The organism is Flexivirga lutea (assembly GCF_054778955.1).
Map to the genome: position 1 here is coordinate 1,120,413 of NZ_BAAGZB010000002.1, position 24,570 is coordinate 1,144,982.

Annotated in this window: 20 protein-coding genes; 12 read left to right on the forward strand and 8 right to left on the reverse strand. The window is 68.3% G+C overall.

The features are described 5' to 3' along the window. Position 1 precedes the first annotated feature (1 nt). Entirely contained in the window at positions 2–2,314 is a 2,313-nt protein-coding gene (locus tag ACYVBN_RS11775; RefSeq protein WP_460600677.1) for an MMPL family transporter, read from the forward strand. Positions 2,315–2,422: 108 nt separating this feature from the next. On the opposite strand, the gene ACYVBN_RS11780 is transcribed toward ACYVBN_RS11775, so the two are convergent. Next, positions 2,423–3,280: a hypothetical protein gene (locus ACYVBN_RS11780; RefSeq protein ID WP_460600678.1), complete on the reverse strand. Its 858-nt coding sequence runs from the start codon at positions 3,278–3,280 to the stop codon at positions 2,423–2,425. 79 nt (positions 3,281–3,359) lie between these two features. Next, positions 3,360–4,193 carry a hypothetical protein gene (locus ACYVBN_RS11785; protein WP_440282190.1) on the reverse strand — a complete coding sequence of 278 codons (834 nt, stop codon included), beginning with the start codon at positions 4,191–4,193 and terminating at the stop codon, positions 3,360–3,362. Positions 4,194–4,282: 89 nt separating this feature from the next. Here ACYVBN_RS11785 and argS point away from each other — a divergent pair, with 89 nt between their 5' ends. Beyond that, a complete protein-coding gene (gene argS, locus ACYVBN_RS11790; protein ID WP_460600679.1) occupies positions 4,283–6,022 on the forward strand; it encodes an arginine--tRNA ligase in 1,740 nt (579 codons plus the stop codon). Between the two features lie 113 nt (positions 6,023–6,135). On the opposite strand, the gene ACYVBN_RS11795 is transcribed toward argS, so the two are convergent. Next, complete coding sequence (locus ACYVBN_RS11795; protein ID WP_460600680.1) at positions 6,136–7,851, reverse strand: alpha/beta hydrolase; 1,716 nt, start codon at positions 7,849–7,851, stop codon at positions 6,136–6,138. Between the two features lie 179 nt (positions 7,852–8,030). On the opposite strand from ACYVBN_RS11795, the gene ACYVBN_RS11800 reads away from it, so the two are divergent. Continuing rightward, positions 8,031–8,219, forward strand: coding sequence for a hypothetical protein (locus ACYVBN_RS11800; protein ID WP_440282187.1), 189 nt, complete (start codon positions 8,031–8,033; stop codon positions 8,217–8,219). A gap of 69 nt (positions 8,220–8,288) precedes the next feature. Here ACYVBN_RS11800 and galE read toward each other — a convergent pair whose 3' ends face one another. Beyond that, positions 8,289–9,311: an NAD-dependent epimerase/dehydratase family protein gene (gene galE, locus ACYVBN_RS11805; protein WP_460600681.1), complete on the reverse strand. Its 1,023-nt coding sequence runs from the start codon at positions 9,309–9,311 to the stop codon at positions 8,289–8,291. Between the two features lie 72 nt (positions 9,312–9,383). On the opposite strand from galE, the gene ACYVBN_RS11810 reads away from it, so the two are divergent. Continuing rightward, positions 9,384–9,917, forward strand: coding sequence for a DivIVA domain-containing protein (locus tag ACYVBN_RS11810; RefSeq protein ID WP_460600682.1), 534 nt, complete (start codon positions 9,384–9,386; stop codon positions 9,915–9,917). 173 nt (positions 9,918–10,090) lie between these two features. On the opposite strand, the gene paaK is transcribed toward ACYVBN_RS11810, so the two are convergent. Continuing rightward, on the reverse strand, positions 10,091–11,383 hold the full coding sequence (gene paaK, locus ACYVBN_RS11815) for a phenylacetate--CoA ligase (RefSeq protein ID WP_460600683.1): 1,293 nt from the start codon (positions 11,381–11,383) through the stop codon (positions 10,091–10,093). After that, complete coding sequence (gene paaI, locus ACYVBN_RS11820; RefSeq protein ID WP_460600684.1) at positions 11,380–11,793, reverse strand: hotdog family protein; 414 nt, start codon at positions 11,791–11,793, stop codon at positions 11,380–11,382. The genes paaK and paaI overlap by 4 nt, the downstream gene beginning before the upstream one ends. Before the next feature lie 295 nt (positions 11,794–12,088). Between paaI and ACYVBN_RS11825 the strand changes: the two genes are divergently transcribed. The 3 genes from ACYVBN_RS11825 (at position 12,089) to ACYVBN_RS11835 (ending at position 17,095) form a co-directional block, all read left to right on the forward strand. Beyond that, positions 12,089–13,966 carry a S53 family peptidase gene (locus tag ACYVBN_RS11825; RefSeq protein WP_460600685.1) on the forward strand — a complete coding sequence of 626 codons (1,878 nt, stop codon included), beginning with the start codon at positions 12,089–12,091 and terminating at the stop codon, positions 13,964–13,966. A gap of 117 nt (positions 13,967–14,083) precedes the next feature. Beyond that, positions 14,084–14,989: a L,D-transpeptidase gene (locus ACYVBN_RS11830; protein ID WP_460600686.1), complete on the forward strand. Its 906-nt coding sequence runs from the start codon at positions 14,084–14,086 to the stop codon at positions 14,987–14,989. A 168-nt stretch (positions 14,990–15,157) separates the two neighbouring features. Then, complete coding sequence (locus ACYVBN_RS11835) at positions 15,158–17,095, forward strand: S53 family peptidase (RefSeq protein ID WP_460600687.1); 1,938 nt, start codon at positions 15,158–15,160, stop codon at positions 17,093–17,095. A 554-nt stretch (positions 17,096–17,649) separates the two neighbouring features. Here ACYVBN_RS11835 and ACYVBN_RS11840 read toward each other — a convergent pair. After that, positions 17,650–17,916 carry a hypothetical protein gene (locus ACYVBN_RS11840; RefSeq protein ID WP_460600688.1) on the reverse strand — a complete coding sequence of 89 codons (267 nt, stop codon included), beginning with the start codon at positions 17,914–17,916 and terminating at the stop codon, positions 17,650–17,652. Between the two features lie 107 nt (positions 17,917–18,023). Between ACYVBN_RS11840 and ACYVBN_RS11845 the strand changes: the two genes are divergently transcribed. Further along, positions 18,024–18,968: an NUDIX hydrolase gene (locus ACYVBN_RS11845; protein ID WP_460600689.1), complete on the forward strand. Its 945-nt coding sequence runs from the start codon at positions 18,024–18,026 to the stop codon at positions 18,966–18,968. Positions 18,969–18,972: 4 nt separating this feature from the next. On the opposite strand, the gene ACYVBN_RS11850 is transcribed toward ACYVBN_RS11845, so the two are convergent. After that, a complete protein-coding gene (locus tag ACYVBN_RS11850; RefSeq protein ID WP_440282177.1) occupies positions 18,973–19,368 on the reverse strand; it encodes a phage holin family protein in 396 nt (131 codons plus the stop codon). Between the two features lie 145 nt (positions 19,369–19,513). Here ACYVBN_RS11850 and hisC point away from each other — a divergent pair, with 145 nt between their 5' ends. The 4 genes from hisC to ACYVBN_RS11870 all read left to right on the forward strand — a co-directional run bounded on the left by hisC (position 19,514) and on the right by ACYVBN_RS11870 (position 24,463). Then, positions 19,514–20,605 carry a pyridoxal phosphate-dependent aminotransferase gene (gene hisC / locus ACYVBN_RS11855; protein WP_460600690.1) on the forward strand — a complete coding sequence of 364 codons (1,092 nt, stop codon included), beginning with the start codon at positions 19,514–19,516 and terminating at the stop codon, positions 20,603–20,605. A gap of 190 nt (positions 20,606–20,795) precedes the next feature. Then, entirely contained in the window at positions 20,796–22,016 is a 1,221-nt protein-coding gene (gene pdhA, locus ACYVBN_RS11860) for a thiamine pyrophosphate-dependent dehydrogenase E1 component subunit alpha (protein ID WP_460600691.1), read from the forward strand. After that, positions 22,016–23,005 carry an alpha-ketoacid dehydrogenase subunit beta gene (locus tag ACYVBN_RS11865; RefSeq protein ID WP_460600692.1) on the forward strand — a complete coding sequence of 330 codons (990 nt, stop codon included), beginning with the start codon at positions 22,016–22,018 and terminating at the stop codon, positions 23,003–23,005. Before pdhA ends, ACYVBN_RS11865 begins: the two co-directional genes overlap by 1 nt. A gap of 12 nt (positions 23,006–23,017) precedes the next feature. Beyond that, entirely contained in the window at positions 23,018–24,463 is a 1,446-nt protein-coding gene (locus tag ACYVBN_RS11870) for a dihydrolipoamide acetyltransferase family protein (RefSeq protein ID WP_460600693.1), read from the forward strand. The last annotated feature ends 107 nt before the right edge of the window (positions 24,464–24,570 follow it).

The following is a 24,570-nucleotide window of genomic DNA, read 5'->3' on the forward strand; positions in this document are numbered from 1 at the left end:
CATGGCTTCCCTGCTCTATCGGCTGGGCCGCACGGCCTACCGCCGGTGGCCGATGTTCCTCGCCGCGTGGGCGATCGTCCTCGTCGGCTTCGGCGCCGTCGCCATCGGCGTCAGCAAGCCGATGGTCGACAAGTTCAGCATCCCCGGCATCCCGTCACTGCAGGCCCAGTCGATGCAGCAGCAGCTCTTCCCGGGCACCGGCGACGTCCAGGACCAGGCCTCCGCGACCGTCGTCGTCGCTGCACCACAGGGTCACACCCTGGAGGAGACCAAGTACAAGAACGCCGTCAACGACCTGATCGCGGATTTGAAGAAGATCCCGCAGATGCCGACCGATCCCGCGGCACAACCGGTCAACCCGGTCGTCGCCGCACAGGCGCAGAGCCGGCAGATCCTGGCCGCGGCGGGCAAGAGCCCGCAGGAGCAGGCCGCCGCCAGGAAGAACGCGCAGGCCCTCTCGCCGCTGTCGCCGGACGAGCGCACCGGCACCATCAGCTGGAACTTCAAGGTCGACACCGTCGCCGACGTGAAGGCCAGCACGCAGGACGACGTGCTCAAGGCGCTCGACGGCGCTCGCGCCGACGGTCTGCGCGCGGAGGTCAACGGCACCGGCATGCAGGCGATGCCGGAGACCGGTGGCAGCAGTGAGCTGCTCGGCATCATCGTGGCCGCCTTCGTCCTCTTCATCACCTTCGGCTCGCTGGTGGCCGCCGGTATGCCGATCATCTCCGCCGGTGTCGGCGTGCTCATGGGCGAGCTGGCGATCCAGTTCGCGACCGGCTTCACCACTATCGGCACCACCACACCGATCCTCGCCACGATGATCGGCCTGGCGGTCGGCATCGATTACACGCTCTTCATCCTGGCCCGCTACCGCACCGAGCTGCAGAACACCGACGACCGCGCGCACGCCGCCGGCCTCGCCGTCGGGAAGGCAGGCAGCGCCGTGGTGTTCGCCGGTCTGACGGTCCTGATCGCCCTCTGCGCGCTGTCGGTCGTCGGCATACCGTTCCTGACCTCGATGGGTCTGGCCGCCGCGGGTTCGGTGTTCTTCGCCGTGTGCGTCGCCCTGACCCTGCTGCCTGCCGTGCTCGGCATGCTCAAGACCAAGGCGTTCGGTGCGCAGCTGCGCAAGCGGCAGGACAAGGTCGCCGAGGACGGCAGGACCACCAACAACGGCGTGCGCTGGGCGAAGCTGCTCGGCAGGAAGCCGGCGATCGTCGTCACCCTGGTGGTCGTCGTGCTGGGCGCGCTCGCCCTGCCGATGAAGAGCCTGCACCTGGCGCTGCCCAGCGACTCGACCGCGCCCACGTCCACCACCCAGCGGCAGGCCGCCGACATGATCACCGAGGCTTTCGGCGCGGGCCGCCAGGCTCCGCTGCTCACGGTCGTCGACGGCAGCAAGATCGACGGTGCCCAGCAGCGGATGGCGGCATACGGTCAGGTGATGGGCTGGGCCGGCAGCCAGCCGGACGTGGTCAACGCCCAGATCATCGCGGTCAACAAGGACAAGTCCGGCGCGCAGATCCTGATCACCCCCAAGGGCGGCGCCGACGACCAGTCCACGCTGGATCTGCTGGACGCGCTGCGCAACGGTCAGTCGACCATCGAGGCCAAGACCGGCACCGAGGTCGGCGTCACCGGAGCCACCGCCGTGCAGACCGATGTGTCGACCCAGCTGACCAATGCCCTGCCGAAATACCTGGCGGTGGTGATCGGCTTGGCCTTCATCCTGCTGATGATCGTGTTCCGCTCGATCCTCGTGCCGCTGACCGCGACTCTCGGCTTCCTGCTGTCGGTGCTGGCCACCCTCGGCGCCACGGTCGAGGTCTTCCAGAAGGGCGCGCTCGGGCTGGTCGAGGGCCAGCCGATCGTGAGCTTCATGCCGATCATCCTGATCGGGATCGTCTTCGGCCTGGCCATGGACTATCAGGTCTTCCTGGTCACCCGGATGCGGGAGGCCTACGTCCACGGCGCCGACGCCCGGGCGTCGATCGTCGACGGTTTCCGGCACGGCGCGCGGGTGGTGGCGGCCGCCGCGACCATCATGATCTCGGTGTTCGCCGCGTTCATGCTGCAGAGCAACAGCCTGATCCAGTCGATGGGCTTCGCGCTCGCCGCCGCCGTCTTCTTCGACGCGTTCGTGATCCGCATGGTGCTGATCCCGGCGATCATGTACCTGCTGGGCGACAAGGCCTGGTGGCTACCGAAGTGGCTGGACCGGATCCTGCCGCGGGTCGACGTCGAGGGTGAGGGGCTGGCCGAGAAGCTGGATGCCGAACGCTCGGACGACGCGGCCCTCGCCAACGCCTGAGTGCCCGCCGTATGCCGTCACCCGCCTGGCGGCATACGGACGACCGAGCGGCCCGGTGAGCGTGATGCTCACCGGGCCGCTCCGGTCGCCCAGCACGTCAGCCGCGCGTCACCGGATCGACTGGGGGTCGACGGCGCCCGAGGGGGCACTCACGGTCGGCTGCTGATTCCAGCCGTCCATCGTCAGCGCGCCCTCGTCGCGCTGCTTGTCCGGGGGCAGCAGCCGCAACACGTAGGTGCTGTCGGCGGCCAGGGTGAGGCTGCCGCCCTCGTCGGAGTGGTCGGTGATGACATAGACGTCCTTGCCGTCCAGCGAGGACTTCGTGCTGGACGCCTTGGCCAGGTCGCTGTCGCTGAGTGAGTCCTTGCTCAGCACTTGGTCGAGGAAGTTCTTGATGGTGACCGAGGCGAACTGCTTGCTGGCCGACGGCGGCGAGATGATCCACTTGTCCGCGGTCTTGGCCGCGACGTTCGCCGGCAGTCCGCCGCTGGTGGTCCAGAACTTCCGGTCGGCCTTGATGTAGGTCTTGCCGGACACGGTCCGCAGGGTCGCCGAACCCTTGCCGGCCTCGGCGAGCTGCACCTCCTGGTTGGTGCCGGCGATGTTGCCCTTGATGTCGATGGTCTCGTTCTGCGATGCGTCGTTGATCTTGATGTGCAGGTGCGCGGACTTGGCCTTGGGGTATGCCGCCCGGGCCCGGTGCACCAGGGTGGTGGCGTCCGGTACGCCCGCCTGAGCGCTGCCGCTCGTCGCCGCGCTGGTCGCCGCGCTGGGGGCCGACGACGACCCGCCGGCGGACGGACCCGCGGACGAGCCGCTGCCGCCCGAGGCGCCGGCCGCCGACGTCGCGCCGCCGGCGCTCGCCGGGGCGCTGCTGCCGGAGCTGGAGCTGGAGCCGCACGCGGCGAGGGACAGACCGAGCGCCGCGGCGAGGGTCAACTGGGAGACGCGAGTGACGGTACGCATGTCCCCAACGTACGTGACCGTGGGCGCGGTCCCTGCGACGACGCGCGACGGGTCCGTCGGCGGATCCGTCGTCATCAGATCAGGTCGTCGGACCGGTCGTGCGGTCGGGTCCGGAACCGGAGCCGGGGTCCGGGAACGTGACATAGCCCTTCGGCACATCCACCCGGGCTTGGGTGTTCCAGCCGTCGAAGGTCGCCTTGCCGTCGGACCCGTCATCGGAGGCGCCGGAAACCTCGGCGACGTTGTTCTTCCCGTCGGCGAAGACCTTGAAAGTATTGGTGTCGGCGTGTGAGTCCTTGCCCTGTGCGACGAACACCGGCGCGTCGCCCTGCGACCCGCGGCTGGTGGTCATGTCGCCGAGTTCGCTGTCGGAAAGCGCGCCTTCGCCGAGCATCTCGTCCAGGAACGCGCGGATGGTCAGCTTGCCGATCGAGTTGTCGGTCGCCATCCGGTGGGGCGCGAGCACCCACTTGTCGGCGAGCAGTGCGGCCGTGGTCGTGTCGGACTTCGCCGCGGACTCCCAGAAGTCCTGATTGCCCTTGATGTAGTACTTGTCGTCGACCGTGCGCAGCGTCGCGTTGCCGCTGCCCGGGTCCTTGATGGACAGTTCCTGATTGCTGCCGTCCATCGTGCCGCGGATATCGATGGTCTCGGTGACGCCGTTGTCGTCGACCGAGGCGTGCAGGTGTGCCGAGGTCGCCGCGCGGTATGCCGACCGGGCGTCATGAGCCAGGGACGTGGCGTCCGGCACCGGCGCAGTGGCGTCGACCGACGCTCCGGCACCCGACGAGACCGACGACGCACCCGACGACGGGCCCGTCACCGTGACGGTGCCGGAGGACCCGCACGCGACCATTGCCGGGCTGAGGGCGAGGACGAACGCGCAGACGGAGATGCGAGTGACGGACCGCATGACTCCAGGATAATGGCGAGGACGACAGGCGTTGCGGGGTCCTGATATCGATTCGTCCGGCCCCGGGCGCACCGCCTAATCTAAAGGCCATGACCGATCCGACCCTTGCCCTCACCACCCGCGTCCAGCAGGCCCTCGCCGAGGCCTTCGGACCGGAATGGCGAGAGGCGGACCCGGTGATCCGTCCGGCCAACAAGCGCCAGACCGATGCGGACTTCCAGGCCAACGCCGCGATGGCGCTGGCCAAGCGGGTCGGCAAGCCGCCGCGGGAGGTGGCCCAGGCGATCGCTGACCGGATCGCTGCGGACGACGCATTGATCTCGGCGGTGGAGATCGCCGGCCCCGGCTTCCTCAACCTCACCCTGCGGACCGACTGGGTCGCTGCCGCCGCCAACCATCAGCTCGACGACGAGCGGCTCGGCATACCGTCGCCGGAGCACGAGATCGTGGTCATCGACTACTCCTCGCCCAACGCGGCCAAGGAGATGCACGTCGGCCACCTGCGCACGACCGTCGTCGGCGACTCGCTGGCGCGCACGCTGGAGGCGCTGGGTCACCAGGTGATCCGGCAGAACCACCTGGGCGACTGGGGCACCGCGTTCGGCATGCTCATCGAGCACCTGCTGGAGGTCGGCGAGGACAGCGACGACGCCAAGCTGCTGGAGACCGACCCCAACGCCTTCTACCGGGCGGCCCGCACGGAGTTCGACGCTGCAGGTGATTTCGCGGTGCGGGCCCGTCAGCGGGTGGCGACGCTGCAGAGCGGCGACGCTGAGAGCAAGCGGCTGTGGGTCAAGATCATGGACTTCACCCGCAACTACATCAACCGGGTGTATGCCGACCTGGGCATCACGTTGACCGATGCGGACCTGCGTGGGGAGTCGTCGTACAACGATGAACTCGCCGAGGTCTGTGACACGTTGCAGGCCAAGGGGATTGCGGTCGTCAGCGAAGGTGCGCTGTGCGTCTTCCAGGACGAGTTCACCGGTCGGGACGACCAACCGGTGCCGCTGATCATCCGCAAGTCGGACGGTGGATACGGTTACGCCACAACAGATCTGGCGACCATCCGGCACCGCTCACTCGACCTGCACGCCACCCGTGCGTTGTATGTCGTGGGCGCTCCGCAGAACCTGCACTTCCGGATGGTCTGGGCGGCCGCCGACAAGGCCGGATGGGTGCAGGGCACCGAGCCGATCCACGTGCAGATCGGCAATGTCGTCGGCACCGACGGCAAGATCCTGCGCACCCGGTCCGGTGACCTGATCTCCTTGCAGTTCCTGGTGGATTCGGCGCTGGAGCGTGCGGCCGAGGTCGTCGCCGAGTCGCGGCCGGATCTCTCGGACGAGGAGCGCGCGACGATCGCGCACCAGGTCGGCATCGGAGCGATCAAGTACGCCGACCTGTCGGTGTCGCACGACTCGGGTTACACCTTCGACCTGGACCGGATGCTCGCCTTGCAGGGCAACACCGGTCCCTACCTGCAGTACGCCACGGCCCGGATCCGGTCGATCCTGTCTCGTGCGGACGCAGTGCAGCTCGACGGACCCATCGTGCTGAGTGAGCCGGACGAGCGGGCACTGGCGTTGCGGTTGCTGGACTTCGGGCCGGTGGTGGCCGAGGTCGGCGAGACCCTGGAGCCGCACCGCCTGGCGGCATACCTCTACGACCTCGCGACGACGTTCACGGCGTTCTACGAGCACTGCCCGGTGCTCAAAGCGGAGGACGCAGCCGTCCGCGACAGCCGCCTCGCGCTCTGTGCGCTGACCCGCAAGGTGCTGGTCAAGGGCCTGGACCTGCTCGGCATCGAGTCCCCGGACCAGATGTAGCGGTTCCACGTCGGTCGAGTAGGGCGAGCCGATAGGCGAGCCCGTATCGAGACCACGTGCGCCGAACACCTTGGTCTCGATACGGGCTCTTTCCTCGCCCTACTCGACCCGCGTTATGCGTGCGGGCCACCCAGAATGTCGCCGATCAGTTTCTCCAGGATCGTGCGCAGCACCGTGCTGAGGTCGTCGGACTCGTGCTTCTCGGTGGGTTTCGCCGAGTCGTCCAGGCCGGGTCTCGGCCCGGAGACCTGCGCACCGACCGGATAGACCTTGCTGTCACCGGGCAGCGGCATGCCTTGGCACACCGAGTCCTGTTCCGGCACAGCGCCATTCATCAGGAAGCCGTATGCCACGTCGGTGACACAGGTGTTCTTGCTGCCGAGCACGGCGCCGTGGTTGCCCTGGTTGTTGACCGTCAGCAGCACCGTGTGGGGTGACGCCTTGTGCGCGGCGACAGCACCTTCGTACGGCGTCGCCGGGTCGAGGGTGGTGTCGACCATGAGGATGGTGGGCGACTTGGACAGGTCGACCTTCCGGTTGGTGGCCTGGTAGGGCCAGTAGGCGCACTGGTTGACGACCTGCCCGTACCCCAGAAGTGGATACTTCGGTCCGAGACTGCGGGCCCGATCGACGTAGTAGTCGGGGTCGCGCTGCCACGAGGTGTCGTTGCAGGTGGTCGCCATGAAGGTGGTGCTCTCGCGGTTGTCGGTGTAACTGTCCGAACCGGAGCCGAGCAGGGCGAACGCCCGGTAGAGCGCGATCTTGTCGCCGTCGCGCGCTTCGTCCAGGAAGCCGAGGAACTTGGCCGCCGTGACCAGGCCCTCGTCGGAGTACATCTGCTGGGCGAGGACGTTGTCGACGACGTTCGCGGAGAAGAAGCCGAGCCGGCCCTCGGCGGCCGCCTTGCGCACTCGCTGGTGGGTGGCTTCGACCTCCGCGGCGGTCGCGCCGATGCCGTACTGATCGTGGTGCCGGGCCGCCCACGGCTCGAACTGCTGGGTGAAGCGGCGCTGGAAGCCCATCGGCTGGTAGCCGAAGCTGGCCTGGAAGTCCTGGCTGAACGCGGTGTTGCTGTCGAGCACGAAGCGTCCGACGTGCTCGGGGAAGAGCGTCGCGTAGTGGGCGCCGAGCCACGTGCCGGCCGAAACCCCGTAGTAGTCGATCTGCTGCACGCCGAGCAGTCGGCGCACCAACTCCTGGTCGCGAGCGGTGTTGTCGGTGGTGATGTAGGGCAGGTAGTCGCCGTGTTGGGCGACGCATTTGTCGACCGACGCCTTCACAGCGGTTTGCAGTGCGGTGACGTCGTCGGCGGTCAGCCGGTGGTTGTCGCGCACCCTGCTGCGCGGCGGGTCGCAGCTGACCGGTGTGCTCTCGCCGGTGCCGCGCGGGTCGACGCCGACCACGGTCTCGGTGCGGCCCATCGGTGACAGCGCCGCGACGATGGCCGAGAAGCGGGCGGCCGGGCCACCGGGTCCGCCGGGGTTGGTGAAGACCACACGGCTGGATGCACCGGGTCGTTCGGGCGTGGTGCGGGTGACCATCAGGGTGATGTCGCCCTTGTCGGGGTGGGCGTAGTCCTTCGGTGCGGTGACTCGCGCGCAGGTCGACCGCTTCGCCGCCGTGCCGAGCTCGCGAACTTCGCGCGGGCACAACGCGGCGCTCCAGGTCAGCTGCTGGGAGGTGTATTCGTCCAGGTCCGCATGCGTGGGCGACAGGTCACCCGCTGCGGCAGCCGCGGTCGCCGGGGCCACGGCCAGCGCACCACCGCTCGCGGCGAGGAGGACGGCCAGGGCACTCACGGTGACGAGGTGCGGCAGGCGACGACGCATGACTGGACTCTCTTCCCTGCTGACGGGGTGTTCGGTGTCGCGCCATGGACGTGGCCAGGGTCCGGATCGGTTCCGATCGCCGCCGTGCTGCGGAAAATGGAGCGCTGCAGCGGTCGCGTGCGTCACACTGGAACCACGAGTATGACGCTCGGGGGGTGCAGGACTTGGGAGGGATCACCATGTCCGGAAACCCGGATGCAGCAAAGTCGACGCAGCTCTATTTCGTGGTGGTCGGCCGTGTCGGCCGACTCATCGTCTGGTCGTGCACCAACCCGGTGCCGCCGGACTGGAGCATCGCCTTCGGCCCCGGCACGCGGACCCAGTGCGAGCAGTACCTGCACACGCATCAGCACTTCGCGCACCACTGACCCGGCGCACGGCATACGACGCCGACGTCGCCGAAGAAGCCGTCATGCGGCATGAAGGTGCGGCGTGGATCAGCCCTCGGGGAAACCGTTCGGGTTCTCGGACTGCCAACGCCACGTGTCCGCACACATGTCGTCGATCGTGCGCGTGGCGCGCCAGCCGAGCTCCTGGTGCGCTCGCGCCGGGTCCGCCCAGTAGGCCGGCAGGTCACCGGCACGTCGTTCGACGACTTCGTAGGCCAGCTCGTGCCCGACGGCGCGTTCGAAGGCGTGCAACAGCTCCAGCACCGAGGTGCCTTCGCCCGTGCCGAGATTGAACGCACGCACCGGCTCGCTCATCGCCGGCAGATGCTCCAGAGCGGCCACGTGGCCGGCCGCCAAGTCCATGACGTGGATGTAGTCGCGCTCCCCGGTGCCGTCCTTGGTCGCGTAGTCGTCGCCGAAGACGCGCAGCTTGTCGCGCCGACCGACCGCCACCTGGGCGATGTAGGGCATCAGGTTGTTCGGCACCCCCTGCGGGTCCTCACCGATCCGGCCGGACGGGTGGGCACCGACGGGGTTGAAGTAGCGCAGCAGCGCCACCCGGAACCCGTCGGTGACGGACGCGACGTCGGTCAGCACCCGCTCGATCATCACCTTCGTCCGGCCGTATGGCGAGGAAGCCGAAAGCGGTTCGTAGTCCTCGTGATAGGGAACCGGCGCGTTGTCGCCATACACGGTCGCCGACGAGGAGAAGACCAGCTTGTCGACACCGTGCCGGGTCATCGCGCGCACCAGCGAGAAGGTGCTGTCGAGGTTGTTGCGGTAGTAGTCCAGCGGCTTCTCGACGCTCTCACCGACTGCCTTGAAGCCCGCGAAGTGGATGACCGCGTCGAAGTCCTCGCCGGCGAAGAGCTGCTCGGTCTTGTCCACGTCGGTCAGGTCGAAGGCGTGCAGCGTGATCGCCTGTCCGGACAGCGCCTCCAGTCGGCCGAGCACCGTCGGCTTGCTGTTGGCGAAGTCGTCCACGATGACGACATCGTGGCCGTGATCGAGCAGGGCCAGCACTGTGTGGGAGCCGATGTAACCGGCGCCGCCGGAGACGAGTACGCGCATGGTCCATCAGGTTACGGTGCAAGGATGGAGCCCGTGGTGAGGACCCTGTGGACAGCCGATCATATTTCGCGCGTGGAGAACCCGACGCTGACCACTCAGCCTCGGGGTGGTTATGTGATGGCCGATGTGCAGCGACAGTTGGACCGTGTCCTGTCGTTGATGCGGGCACAGCAGCCGGTGCCCGCGATCGGCACCGTCGGCCTGCGCCGCGCGCGTTTCCGGGAGGGCTACACGCCGGAGTCGGTCACCGCACTCTTCGACAACATCGCCGAATGGCAGCGCCAGCTCACCATCCAGCAGGAGACCCGCGACCTGGATGCGCCGGAGCAGCAGGTGCCGGATCGCGGCCGGCTGACCTGGAGCCGGCAGCAGCAGGTGTGGGTCCGTGAGATCACCTTCGCGGCAACACGTTTCGGCTCGGCGTACGAGACGGACCAGGTCGACGACTTCCTGGACAACGTGCTGCGGGCAATGGGCAACGGCGAGCCGTTGCCGGACATCCGGTCTGCGCAGTTCCACATGTCCCGGGCCGGCCGCGGCGGCTACGACGCCGCCGCCGTCGACCACTTCCTCGATCAGCTGGAGCGCATCCGCCCGCTGCGTTGAATGGCTTCGATTCCTCGCGGCCCGCGGGCAGCAACGGCTCGCAGGCTCGCTCGCTGCTATCCGCGAACCGGTCATCGTCTCGCGGGCGTCGCCTTGCCGTCCGGACGGGTCGCTCGTGCCTGTCGCCTGTGCTGATCCGGTGGGGCGAGGACGAGTGTCTCGAGGCCCGACCGCTACTTCGGGCGGTTGTCGACGATCCGGCGGGCTTTGCCGACGGAGCGCTCGATGCCGCCGGCGGGGAGCACGGTGACCCGGGCCGACGTGCCGATCCGGTCCTTGATGTCTCGGGCGAGGTCTATCTCCACCTGCGCCCACAGGTCGCTCGAGAAGCCTTCGGTCGCCTCGACATTGACGGTCAGCTCGTCCAACCGCCCGGGGCGGTCCAGCACGCACTGGAAGTATGGCGACAGCCCGTCATACCCGAGCGCGAGCTCCTCGATCTGGGTCGGGAAGACGTTCACCCCCCGGATGATCATCAGGTCGTCGCTGCGGCCGGTGATCTTGGCCATCCGCCGGAACGACGGTCGCGCAGTGCCCGGCAGCAGGCGGGTCAGGTCCCGGGTGCGGTAGCGCAGCACGGGCATCGCCTGCTTGGTCAGTGAGGTGAAGACCAGCTCGCCCTCCTCGCCGTCGGCGACCGGCTCGCCGCTCACCGGGTCGATGATCTCGGGCAGGAAATGGTCCTCCCAGATCGTCGGTCCGTCCTTGGTCTGCGCGCACTCCATCGCGACGCCCGGTCCCATCACCTCGGACAGGCCGTAGATGTCGACGGCGTCGATGCCGGCACGCTCCTCGATCTCGGCCCGCATCGCATCTGTCCACGGTTCGGCGCCGAAAACGCCTACCCGGAGCGGGAGTTCGAGCGGGTCGATGCCCTGTGCGGTCATCTCGTCGAGGATCGAGAGGAAGTATGACGGCGTGACCATGATCGCGCGGGCGCCGAAGTCGCGCAGCAGCTGCACCTGTTTGGCGGTCTGACCGCCCGACATCGGGACGACCGTGCAACCGAGCCGCTCGGCGCCGTAGTGCGCACCGAGGCCGCCGGTGAACAGGCCGTAGCCGTAGGCGACGTGGCAGACATCGCCCGGCCGCACTCCCGCGGCCCGCAGCGAACGAGCCACCAGGTCGGCCCAGGTGTCGATGTCCTGGCGGGTGTAGCCCACGACGGTCGGCATGCCGGTCGTGCCGCTGGAGGCGTGCACGCGCACCACCTCGGATCGCGGCACGGCGAACATCCCGAACGGGTAGTTGTCCCGCAGGTCGGCCTTCCCGGTGAACGGCAGCAGCCGCACGTCACCGAGTTCCTTGATGTCATCGGGATGGACACCGCTGGAGTCCAAGGCGTTCCGGTAGTGCGGCACGTTCTGGTATGCCGCGGCGACGGTCTCCTGCAGACGCTGCAGCTGGTGCGCACGCAGCTCGTCCACCGACCATGTCTCGGCCGCGTCCAGCTCTGCCCCGGTCATTTGATTCTCCTCGATCTGCCACGGAACTCTGCGATCACTGCACCGTCGGCTTCGCGGCGGACGGTGACGTCGGTGATGCCTGATCGGCCGTAGGTCACGCGCTCACTGGCCTCGGCGACCAACACGTCACCGAGGCGGCCGGCCGCCACGAAGGAAATGTCACCACCGGAGGCCACCGTCGTGTGACCGCCGGCGTTGCACGCCAGCGCGAACGTCGAGTCGGCCAGCAGGAAGATGTGCCCGCCGTGCGCGATGTCGTGCCCGTTGACCTGATGCTCACGCAACTGCATGCGGGTGCGTGCGTGGCCGCGGCCGTCGTCATACAGGCCGACATCGAGGAGCTCGATCTCCTGCGCCGCCGACGCACGATCCTCCTGCCACATCGTGTGCACGTGATCGGTTGCCTCCATGCGGGCAGTGTGCCACCGCGGGGGCGAGGAGGAGGACGATATCCCCGAATTACTGACCATTCGATCAGTATTTGGACAGGGGTCCGCATCCGAGTTCGGGAACCGCCGCCAACTCCCTTCCGCTACCGGCCGGTCCGCAGTAAGAATGTGCGGGGTGTCTCCAGAGACGCACGACGTGCAGTACGGGCACGTTCGGAGTGCGCAGGACATCCACGAGGGGAACGTCGATCGGTGGCCCAGGGAGCCTCCGTCTCGGTCGACGCATTTCCAGCAGTGCCCGTACAGGGAGGACCCCATGAAGACTCGGCAGATCGCTGCAGGTGCCGTCGCTCTGACGGCGGCGGTGGGCATGACCGTCACGGCCACCACCGGCCCGGCTCGGGCCGCGGATCGCACTGTGCGCCTGACGAATTCGGGTCGTGCGTCGATTGCGGTGCACGACAAGCTGGTCGACCGCGGCGCCGTCGCCTCGCACACCCTGATGCACCTGTCGTTGCAGGTGCCGTTGCGCAACGAGCGCATCCGGCAGGATCTGCTGCGCAAGGGCGCGGTCATCTCGCCCCAGCAGTACGACCGGCTCTTCGCCGCGTCGCCGGCGGATCTGCGCAAGGTTGCTGCATGGGCGACGGATCACGGGTTGCGGGTGACCGCCACCGACGCGACGTCCGGTGCGGTGCAGGTCACCGGTACAGCCGCCGCCATCAACAAGGCCTTCCGCATCACGCTGCGCACAGCACACGCCGAGGGGCGCACCGGCATCGTCCCGGACAACGCTCCCGCTGTGCCGGCGAGTCTCGGGATCAGCGGTGTCTCCGGTCTGAGCACGCTGGGGCGCAGCGCCGTCCGGCCCCAGCAGCAGCTGCAGGTGCGGCGCGAGCCGGTGGCGCGCCATACGCTCGGCAGCCAGCAGACCGCCGCGGCCGCGAACAACCAGTACTGCTCGAAATACTGGGGGCAGAACCTCGCGGTCACGGCACACAAGTACGCCAAGATGTCCAACTACCAGTGCCCGCTGTCCCCGCAGCAGGCCGTCAAGATCTACGGCATGTCCGGCGCCGCGAACGCCACGCCCAGCCTCGGAATCTTGTTGTGGGGCGACGACCCGAACGCCTTGACCAACGCCAATGTGCTGTCCGGCGCATACGGCTACCCGAAGCTGACGAAGTATTCCAAGCTGGTGGCCAAGCCCAATGCGCGAATGGCCGACTGTGAGGACGGCTCCAGCGAGCAGAACCTCGACGTCCAATCGACCCACGACATCTCCCCGAAGGCGGCGATCCGCTACTACGGCGCCGCGAGCTGCTACTTCGTCGACACCACGGCGATGCTCGCCAAGGCGGTCGCGGAGCACAAGGTCACCACGGTGTCGATGTCGTTCGGCGGCCCGGAGAAGTTCCAGGACGCCAGTGACCTCTCACAGTTCAACCGGGTCGCCGCCCAGGCCGCCCTGACCGGCATCTCGGTCATCGTCTGCAGCATGGACAGTGGCGACTACAGCACCGATCCGGACGTCGGCGCCCGGACGGTGGCGTTCCCGGCCTCGTCGCCGTTCGTGACCGCAGTGGGCGGCACCGCCGTCGGCCTCACCTCCTCGGGCGGTCGCGCCTTCACGCTCGGCTGGGCCAGTCGCTACTGGGACCAGCCCAACGCCGGCAACCTCACCCGCATCAAGCGGGTGTACGGCGGACACAACAGCATCGGCGCGGGCGGCGGGGTGAGTGCCAAGTTCGCCCAACCCGCCTGGCAGAGGGGCAAGGTCACCGGCACCACGACCAAGCGCGCGATGCCGGACGTGGCGGCGCTCGCCGACCCGGTCACCGGTCTGGCGATCGCCTACGGACCCTCGACGGCGGAGATCAGCATCGGCGGCGGCACCAGCCAGGCGACGCCGCTGGTCGCCGCCATGGTGGGCGTCTCCAAGTCGATCACCAAGCGTCAGGTCGGCAACGCCGCACCCTACTTCTACAAGCTGGCGGGCAGCAGTGCGATCCGCGATGTCACCGGCCCGACCGGCACGTATGGCGCCTGGTTCGGCACATGGGACAACGGCGACCAGGTGATCGTCGGAGTCGGTGACAAGCCCGACTCGCTCACCGTTGCCAAGGCCTGGGACGACATCACCGGTGTGGGCGAGCCGACCGGCCAGGGCTTCCTGACCGGCTTCGGCCGCTGATTCGGCGAATCCCGTTCGTCCGTGCAGAATGCGTGAAGTTCAGGAGGGCAGGCACCTCCTCGCGGTGCGACGTCGTCGGGCGTCGCACCGCTCTTCGCGGGACAGAGAGCACACGTCGTGACCGAACCAGGTAAGCACCGTAGGACCGCAGGATCTTCACTGCGCCAGGTCGGGACGTCGGTGATCGGCGTCACCGTCGGATTTCTCGTAGTGGCGCTCGCGGTCTTCGGCGGGATCACATTGTTCGGCGGCGGCGACGACAAGCCGGCGGCCGTCACGACGGCCGCGTCGTCATCGCCGGTCGGATCCGCCGGCGCCGCCCGATCGCCGGGCCAGTCCGACATACCGGTGCCGCACGTGCCGCAGTCGGTGCTCGACAAGCTGCCGGTGGCCGACACCGACGGCAAGGTCGTCGATGCGCCGGTCGACCTGACCACCGGCAGTGGCGGCCTGGCGATCGAGATCGCCAAGCCGATGCCCGGCTTTGCGCAGCCGGGGAAGGAGCCGATCACACTGATCCCCAAGTCGCAGATCGGCACGACGACCTGGCTGCCGGTGCTGCGGACCGAGCGGGGTTGGGCGCAGGTGCGGCTGCCGTCTCGCCCGAACGGTGCCACGGCGTGGGTGCCGGCGGCAGGCCTCGAGCGCGCGAGAACCCGATGGGCGGTGCAGGTGTCGCTGTCCAAGGGCACCATCACCGTCACGTATGACGGCAAGTCCCGCGGAACCTGGACTATCGGACAGGGAAAGCCGTCGACACCCACCCCGGTCGGCGAGACGTTCCTGCTCAGCGGCTTCGTCGACCCCCACCAGTCCTTCTCACCGGTGATCTACGCACTCGGTGCACACTCCGCGACGCTGGACTCGTATGGCGGGGGCCCGGGCACGGTGGCCGTCCACGGCTGGCCGACCGCGGCGGGCCGCGAAGGGAAGGTCTCCCACGGCTGTATCCGGGTCCCCGCTGCCGCACTGCAGATGTTCGCAAAATTGCCGACCGGGACCCCGGTCGACATCGCCGCCTGAGCGCCGCGATCTCGCGGTCTGACCGCCTCGGCGGACATCCCTGGTCAACCGGTTACACCACTTCGTGATAACCGGTACTCTGTTGCGCGCGCCACACCCGATCCCCGTTCGGACCCCAATCTACAGAGCTTGGATCAGGCGAAAATTCAACTATTGGGAGGAAGTTTGATGAAGCGTCGTCACATCGCGACAGGAGCTGTCGCGCTGACAACGGCCATCGCAATGGCGGGCACGGGTGCCACCATGGCGCACGCCGCCGGCAAGGGCAGCGACAAGGTGCGATTGACCAACTCCGGTCGCGCCGCACTGCCCGACCACGGCAACCTGCGCACTCTGAGTGCCGCATCCACCAGCGCCGACATCGACCTGTCGATCGCCGTCCCGCTGCGGAACCAGGCGCTGATGAACCGCATGCTGGCCAACGGCGCTGTCATCTCACCGGCGCAGTACAAGCAGCTCTTCGGCGCATCCCCAGCGTCGCTGCAGAAGGTCGCGGACTGGGCCAAGAGCGAGGGCCTCAAGGTCACCGCCAAGGACGCGGTCACCGGTCTGGTGACCGTCACCGCGCCGGTCCGCACCGTCAACAAGGCGTTCTCGCTCAAGATGCAGCGGGTCGCCCTCGGCTCCGACACGGGCTTCGCGCCGAACACCGACCCGTTGGTGCCCAAGTCACTCGGCGTCGTCAACGTCGCCGGCCTCACCACGGTCAGCAGCCGACACACCGGCCCGCTGGACACGCTCGGCACCCGGCGTCCGCTGACCTCGGTGCGTTCGGCGCAGCACACCGAGTCGCCGTTCTCGAACAGGCGCGCCCTGCCGGGCGGCAAGGCTGCCGCTGCGGCGACGCCGTCGAACAAGTGCTCGGCTTACTGGGCCCAGTACTCCGCGGTGACGGCGCTGAAATTCCCGAGCACCTCCAACATGATGTGCGGCTACAGCCCGCAACAGACCGTGAAGCTCTACAACGCCGGCAAGGCGTCCACGGCCAAGGCCAACATCGGCATCCTGCTCTGGTGCTCCGACAAGGCAGCGAAGTCCAAGGCCAACGCGGTCTCGTCGGCGTTCGACTACCCGACGCTGACCAGCTACTCCGACCAGTCGGCTCCGGAGAGCAAGGCGAAGGACAGCGCCTGCCTGAAGCCCGACTACGGCGAGCAGGACATGGACGTGCAGACCTCGCACTACATCTCGCCGAAGTCGTCGATCACCTACTACGGTGCCTCCGACAGCACCGACGCAGCCCTGCTGAGCATCTTCAACAAGGCAGTCACCCAGCACAAGGTGAGCACCATCTCGATGTCATGGGGTGGTGACGAGTCCGGTCAGAGCAAGAGCTTCAAGCAACAGTTCGACCGCATCGCTGCGCGCGCCTCGCTGACCGGCATCAGCCTGTTCGCGAGCAGTGGCGACATGGGTGACGGAAGCATCCAGGAGGGCGACGTCACGCCGACCCGCGCCAAGGAGCCGAGCTACCCGGCCACCTCGCCGTTCTTCACCGCGGTCGGCGGCACCGCCGTGGCGCTCAACAAGGCGGGCACCCGGCAGTTCACCGTCGGCTGGTCGACCAGCCTCTGGGACCAGCCCAAGGCGACCAGCACCGCCGGCATCACTCGCTACCCCTACTTCGGCAACTCGGTCGGTGCGGGTGGTGGCGTGAGCCGTGACTACGCCCAGCCGGCGTGGCAGAAGGGTGTGGTCAAGGGGTCGACGACCAAGCGGACGATCCCGGACGTCAGTGCCGTCGCCGACCCGGCAACCGGCATCGTGCTCACCTTCGATGGCGCGACCGGCACGACGAGCGGCGGCACCAGCCAGTCCTCGCCGCTGGTCGCCGCCCTGGTGGCGTCGTCCAAGGCGCTGACCGGTCGCAAGGTCGGCAACGCCGCGCCCTACTTCTACAAGCTGCGGGGGACCTCCAACCTCACCGACGTCAAGGCGACGACGGCCGGCAAGTACGGCATGGTCTTCGGTCAACTCAAGAACGGCCACTACGTGCTCGAGGGCCTGGCGCAGCCGTCCGACTCGCTGCGCGTGGCGACCGGCTGGGACAACGTGACCGGTCTGGGCGAGCCCAGCGGCAGCTTCCTGACGTCCTTCGGTAAGTGACATTCGGCCGAGATCCACAGCTCGATCCGGCGGCGTGGGCTGGTGCCCGGCACCGATCCGCGCCGCCGGCAGACGTACTTTTCGACAACTGAAGTGAAGGGGAGCAAGACCATGAGACGCAACACTGCGTTGTTCGGGGCTTCATTGGTGGCAGGTGTCGCTGCTGCTTCGGGGCTGATCATGACCGGCGGCACCAGCTCTGCCGCACCTCGCAATTCGTTCTATGGCGTCGCGTGGAGTGACCCGACGAGCGGCCAGTCCCAAGGCTGGAAAACGGGCACCTACTCAGATCCGTACGGCGTGGAGTTCGCGGGCGCAGCCTCTGCCAGTGCCGCGGCTGCCGGTCCGGCGACTTTCCGGTCGGCTGCGGGCGGTGCCGCCGTGACGGTGACCACCACGTGTGTGGCCGGCAAGCCGAGCGTGCTGGTCTCCGGTGGCGGTGCCGCAGGCGTCCACACCGGGGGCTCGGTGTCGCTCGCGACATTCACCAATTCGAACGCAGTGGGCACCGTCTCGTTCGCGTCGAAGACCGTGGGTGGGCACCTGGTCGGGGCCTACATCTCCATGCCGAGCCTTTCGCCTGGGACGTACGTCGCGCTGACCGGCGCCGACTGCGCGGCGGCTACGACGCCGCCGCCGGCCACGTCGACGACCACCACCCCGCCGACCTCGACGACGACTACCCCGCCGCCGACCTCGACGACCACTACCCCGCCGCCGACCTCGACGACCAACCCGCCGACGTCGACGCCGCCGACGACGGCGCCTCCCACCACGGAGCCGCCGACGCCGACGCCGACGACCACCACCCTCCCGGTCACCGGCTGATCGCGGTCGTCAGCACGACAGGGCTGTGCCCCCACGCGCCATACGGCGTGCGGGGGCACAGCCCTTTCTGGTGCGGCGACGACTCTGCAAGGGTGGGGGTATGACGCAGGCGCCGCACCATGCACCGATCCTGGGCGACGGACGCGAGCTGCGCCGGCTGGTCTCCGGCGACGTCCCGCCGCTCGAACACGGCGTGCCCGGCTGGGTGGGCGACGACGGTGTGCACGTCTTCGCGATCGACGACGCGGACGCCTTCGCCGGGCTGGTGGCTTTGCGACTGCCCGAGCATCGAGACGGCGCAGGCCAATTGGCGTGGCAACTCCGGCCCGGATCCCGTGGGCGCGGTCTCGCGGCAGCTGCGTTGCGAGCCGTGATCGCGCACGGCTTCACCCATCTCGGGCTGCGCCGGGTCGAGGCGTATGTCGCCCGCACCAACCGGTCCGCGCTCCGCACGGCAGCGCAAGCGGGCCTGCGCACCGAAGGGGTGCTGCGCGAGTTCCGCGACGGTGCCGACGCGATCGTCCTCGGCCGACTCGCGAGCGACCCCGAGCCGGGCACCCGCGACGCGTTCACCGCATGGCTCAACACCTCGCTGCCGACCAAGCGCACCATCGCCCAGGCGCTCGTCCGTGACGAATCCGGCCGGCTACTGGTGTGCGAGCTGGTCTACAAGAAGCCCTGGGACCTGCCCGGAGGCGTTGTCGATCCGATGGAGTCGCCTGCGTCCGCGGTCGTGCGCGAACTGCACGAAGAGCTCGGAGTGACCGCCCGGGTGCATTCGCTGGCCGCCGTCAGTTGGCTGCCGGCCTGGCGTGGCTGGGACGACGCGACGTTGTTCCTCTTCGAAGTCACCGTGCCGGCGGAGCAGCTGTCCGCCATACAGCTGGAGGCACGGGAGATCCGGGCCGTGCACTGGTGCGACCTGTCCGAACTCGCCGAGCACGCAGCCGATTACACGGTCCGTGCCGCCGAGCGCGCGCTCGCCGCCCTGGATTCCGGAGCCGGCACCGTCTATCTGGAGGACGGCCGCCCGCCGTCCTGGTGAGGACTCAGCGGGCCTCGAGCTCGTCCGGCAACAGCATGTTGATCAGCATGCTGACGAACGACACCACGAGCGCGCCGAGGATCGCCGCCCAGAAGAAGTCGTCGATGTGGAAGGACAGCCCCAGGCTGTCGGACAGCCACGACAGGATCTGCAGCATGAAGGCGTTCACCACGAAGGTGAACAACCCGAGCGTCAGGAAGATGAGCGGGAACGACAGGAAGTGCGCGATCGGCTTCACGATCGCGTTGATGACGCCGAAGACGATGGCGACGACGATGATCGTCAGCACCTTGGAACTCGTCGACTTGCTGTCCTGAGCCAGCGTGATGCCTGGCACGACGATCGCGGCGATCCACAGCGCGACAGCGTTGATACCGGTCTTGACCAGGAAGTTCTTCATGGGTCCAGCTTGTCATGTATGACGCTCGCGACCGCCGCGAACGCGCCTGCCGCGGGGTCCTAAGCTGCGGAAGATGAGCGCCGACCGATGCGAGGACACGAACGTAGTGAGGCCCGCAGCAGAGGACAGAGGAGCGGTAGAAGGAATGACTGACGCCACACCGGGGACCGTCCGACTGCGAGCGACCCTCGAGTCCATCCCCCGTTACGTCGCGGGCAAGCCGGCGGCTGAGCAGCCCGGACGGACGACCTACAAGATCAGCAGCAACGAGAACCCTTATCCGCCACTGCCGTCCGTGCTGCAGGTGGTGCAGGACGCCCTGCAGACGATGAACCGCTACCCCGACATGGGGACGGTCGACCTGCGCGAGGCGATCGCGAAGCACTTCGACGTGCAGGCCGACGAGATCGCGACCGGGACCGGCAGCGTCGGGCTGCTCGGGACGCTGCTGCAGATCACCTGCGAGGCCGGCGACGAGGTCGTCTATGCGTGGCGCTCCTTCGAGGCCTACCCGATCGTCGTCGGGCTGTCCGGCGCCACCGGCGTGCAGGTGCCGCTGGACGGCGAAAGCCGGCACGACCTGACAGCGATGGCCGACGCGATCACCGAACGCACCCGCCTGGTGATCGTCTGCAGCCCCAACAACCCGACCGGCCCGGCGGTGCATGCCGCGGAGCTGGAGGAGTTCCTGGAGCGGGTGCCGTCCGACGTGCTGGTCGTGCTCGACGAGGCCTACCTGGAGTTCAACCACGACACCGACGCCGCGGACGCCCTGTCCGTATGGCGCTCGCGGCCGAATATCGCTGTGCTCCGGACCTTTTCGAAGGCCTACGGACTCGCCGGACTCCGGGTCGGCTACTGCATCGCGCACGAGCAGGTCGCATCGGCACTACGCACCGCGGCGGTGCCGTTCGGTGTCTCGCACGTGGCTCAGCAGGCCGCGATCGCCAGCCTGGCGGCATACGACGAACTCGACGAGCGGGTCCAGGCGCTGGTCGCCGAGCGTGACCGGTTACTGATCGGGCTGCGCGATCTGGGCTATCCGGTCCCCGACACCCAGGCCAACTTCGTCTGGTTGCCGCTCGGTGACAAGACCCTCGACTTCGCGGCGGCAGCGGAGGCCGCCGGTGTGGTGGTGCGGCCGTTCGCAGGTGACGGCGTGCGCTGCAGTGTCGGCGAGGTCGAGGCGACGAATCGGCTGCTCGAAGTGGCGGCACAGTTCGCTACTCGCTGGTAGCCCTCCCGATTCGGCGGTCGGACGCCGCAAAGGTAATCTTCCCGCGTAAGGCAATGTGAGCCGCGTCATACCCCACGGACACCCACTCCGAACGTATGGCGAGGCCGCTCAGCGCCTGCCCGGCGACCCCGGCGCAGGCGCACGACACGTCGCGGCACACCCGGCCCGCGGCCGCCCGAGAAGGAGAACCATGCCTGACGATGCAATGGATTCGGCGCCGTCGACGCCGGGCCCCGTGAGACATCACGAGACGGTGGTGACAGGTCCGATGGAGCACGACATCACCGATGGCGGCCCCGACATGGTGCAGTTCGTCGACGGTGACGGCAATCGCCTGCCGACGACCGACGCCAACGCCGATTACGCGCAGATCGTCGAGGACATGACCGGTGAGGACGGTCGCTCGATGTACCGCGATCTGGTGCTGGTGCGCCGGATCGACGCCGAGGGCCATGCGCTGCAGCGGCAGGGCGAACTCGGCTTGTGGCCGTCGTTGTTGGGTCAGGAGGCCGCGCAGGTCGGTGCCGGCCGCGCGATGCGACCGCAGGACTACGCCTTCCCCGGTTATCGCGAGCACGGTGTCGCCTGGTGCCGCGACGTCCCGCCGGAGAACCTGCTGGGCATGTTCCGAGGCGTCAACCACGGCGGCTGGGACAGCAACGCCAACAACTTTCACCTCTACACGATCGTCATCGGCAACCAGATGCTGCACGCGACCGGTTATGCGATGGGGGTACAGCGCGACGGTGCGGTGGGCACCGGGGACCTCGACCGCGACACCGCCGTCATGGCGTTCACCGGTGACGGCGGCACCGCGCAGGGCGACTTCAACGAGGCGCTGGTCTTCGCCGGGGTCGCGAACGCGCCGATGGTGTTCTTCGTCCAGAACAACCAGTGGGCCATCAGTGAGCCCAACTACAAGCAGTTCCGCATTCCGCCATACCAGCGCGCACGCGGCTTCGGCTTCCCGGGCGTCCGGGTCGACGGCAACGACGTGCTGGCCGTGTATGCCGTGACGAAGGCCGCGATGGACGCCGCTCGTGCCGGTCAGGGCCCGACCCTGATCGAGGCGTTCACCTACCGCATGGGTGCGCACACCACGTCGGACGACCCGACCAAATACCGCATCGCCGCCGAGGTGGACATCTGGCGCGAGAAGGACCCGATCGCCCGCATGCGCGGCTTTCTGTCGACCAAGGGCCACGCCGACGAAGAGTTCTTCGACGCCGTCGACAGGGAGGCCGACGAGCTGGCGGCTCGGATCCGCAAGGCTTGCCAGGAGATGCCCAACCCGCCGAAGCCGGCGATGTTCGACGACATCTACGTCGACCCGCATCCCGTGGTCGAGCGGGAGAAGGCGGAGTTCATCGCCTACCAAGAGTCCTTCGCCGGATCGGAGGGTGGTCACTGATGGCTGCTCAGAAGCTCTCCCTCGCCAAGGGATTGAACGCCGGCATGCGCAAGGCCATGGAGGACGACCCCAAGGTCGTGCTCATGGGCGAGGACGTCGGCAAGCTCGGCGGCGTCTTCCGGATCACCGAGGGGCTGCAGAAGGACTTCGGCGAGGACCGCGTCATCGACACCCCGCTGGCCGAGTCCGGCATCGTCGGCACCGCGATCGGCCTGGCGCTGCGCGGCTACCGCCCGGTGGTCGAGATCCAGTTCGACGGGTTCATCTATCCGGCGTTCGACCAGATCATCAGCCAGGTCGCCAAGATGCACGCGCGGTCGCTCGGGCACCTGAAGCTGCCCCTGGTCATCCGCGTCCCGTTCGGCGGTGGCATCGGCGCCGTCGAGCACCACTCGGAGTCCAACGAGGCCTACTTCGCCCACACCGCGGGCCTGCGGACGGTCAGCTGTGCCGACCCGGCCGACGCCTACTGGATGATCCAGCAGGCGATCGCCTCCGACGACCCGGTGATGTTCTACGAGCCGAAGCGCCGCTATCACGAGCGGGCCGAGGTCGAGCTGGACGAGGCGGCCGGTGCACCGCTGCCGCTGCACAGCGCCCGCGTGGCCCGCGCAGGTGAGGACGCGACGCTGCTGGCCTACGGGCCGATGGTCAAGACCTGCCTCGACGCCGCGGGCGCGGCGCAGGGCGAGGGCAAGTCGCTGGAGGTCATCGATCTGCGGTCGCTGTCGCCGCTGGACACCGAGACGATCTTCGCATCGGTTCGCAAGACCGGTCGGTGCGTCGTGGTGCACGAGGCGTCGACCTTCCTCGGCATGGGCGCCGAGCTCGCCGCGCAGGTACAGCGCGAGTGCTTCTACTCGTTGGAAGCACCGGTCATGCGGGTCGGCGGTTACAACATCCCCTATCCGCCGTCCCGCTACGAGGAGGACTTCCTGCCCGACCTGGACCGGATCCTCGACAGCGTCGACCAAGCGCTCAGCTTCTAAGGAGTTCACACCATGGGCGTGAAGCAGTTCAAGCTGCCCGACCCCGGCGAGGGTCTGGTCGAGGCCGACATCGTCACCTGGAAGATCAAGCCGGGCGACCAGGTCAAGGTCAACGACATCGTGGTCGAGATCGAGACCGCGAAATCCCTGGTGGAGTTGCCGATCCCGTGGGAGGGCAAGGTCGTCGAGCTGTTGGTCAGCGAGGGTGCCACCGTCGAGGTCGGTGCGCCGATCGTGAGCGTCGATGTCGTCGGTGCGGAGGACGATGCACCCGCTGCGGCCGCACCGGCCGCGGCAGCCGATGACTCCGGCGACGACTCGGGCGAACGCGTCGCCAATCTCGTCGGGTATGGCGCCGTCGAAGGCGCGACGAAGCGTCGTGCCCGGCGGGCGTTCGAGGGTGTGCAAGGACCAGGCAGTCAGGGCGACCCATTGCCCACACCGGACCTGCACAAGCACGTCGCGACCGACGCCGTGCCGAGCGCGCCGGTGCCGCGCGAGGATGCGCCGGCTCCGACCCGGTCCCGCGTCGGCGGAGCCGCTCCCGCGCCGGCCGCGAAGGGCGGCAAGGCGTTGGCCAAGCCCCCGGTGCGGAAGTTCGCCAAGGACAACGGTGTCGACCTGTCACAGGTCCAGCCCACCCGTGAGGACGGCGTGATCAGCCGCGCCGATGTGGAGGCGTTCCTGTCCGGCGGCGGGGCCACTGCGTCCGCGCCGGCGGTTGCCGCGTCATACGACGGTGCACGCGAGACCCGCATCCCGGTCAAGGGCGTGCGCAAGATGACCGCGCAGGCGATGGTCGGGTCGGCGTTCACGGCGCCGCACGTGACCGAGTTCGTGACGATCGACATGACCCGCACCATGGAGCTGGTCGAGCGGCTGAAGTCCGACCGCGACTTCCGCGACCTGAAGGTCACGCCGCTGCTGGTCCTCGCCAAGGCGTTGTGCGTTGCGATCAAACGCAATCCGGAGGTCAACGCGACCTGGGACGAGGCGGCGCAGGAGATCGTCGTCAAGCACTACGTCAACCTGGGCATCGCCGCGGCGACGCCGCGCGGCCTCGTGGTCCCGAACATCAAGGACGCCGACCGGATGTCGATGCGAGAGCTGGGCGAAGCGCTCGGTGCGCTGGTCGGGACCGCCCGGGAGGGGCGCACGCCGCCGCCCGACATGTCCGGCGGCACGATCACGATCACCAACGTGGGCGTCTTCGGTGTCGACACCGGCACTCCGATCATCAACCCCGGTGAGTCGGCGATCCTGTGCTTCGGCCAGGTCCGCAAGATGCCGTGGGTGGTGAGCGACGAGCACGGCGTCGACCAGATCGTGCCGCGCCAGGTGACGCAGCTCGGCCTGTCGTTCGACCACCGACTGATCGACGGCGACCTCGGGTCGCGCTTCCTGGCCGACATCGCCGCGTTGCTGGAGGACCCGGCGAAGGCGCTGGTCTGGGGCTAGCTTCCCGCTCCGAGACGTGGAGGGCCGGCAGCTGGTGCGAAAACCGCACCCGCTGCCGGCCCCATTGCGATCCATCGCACCGGGTGCGCAGCGCTTGGTGAGCACGC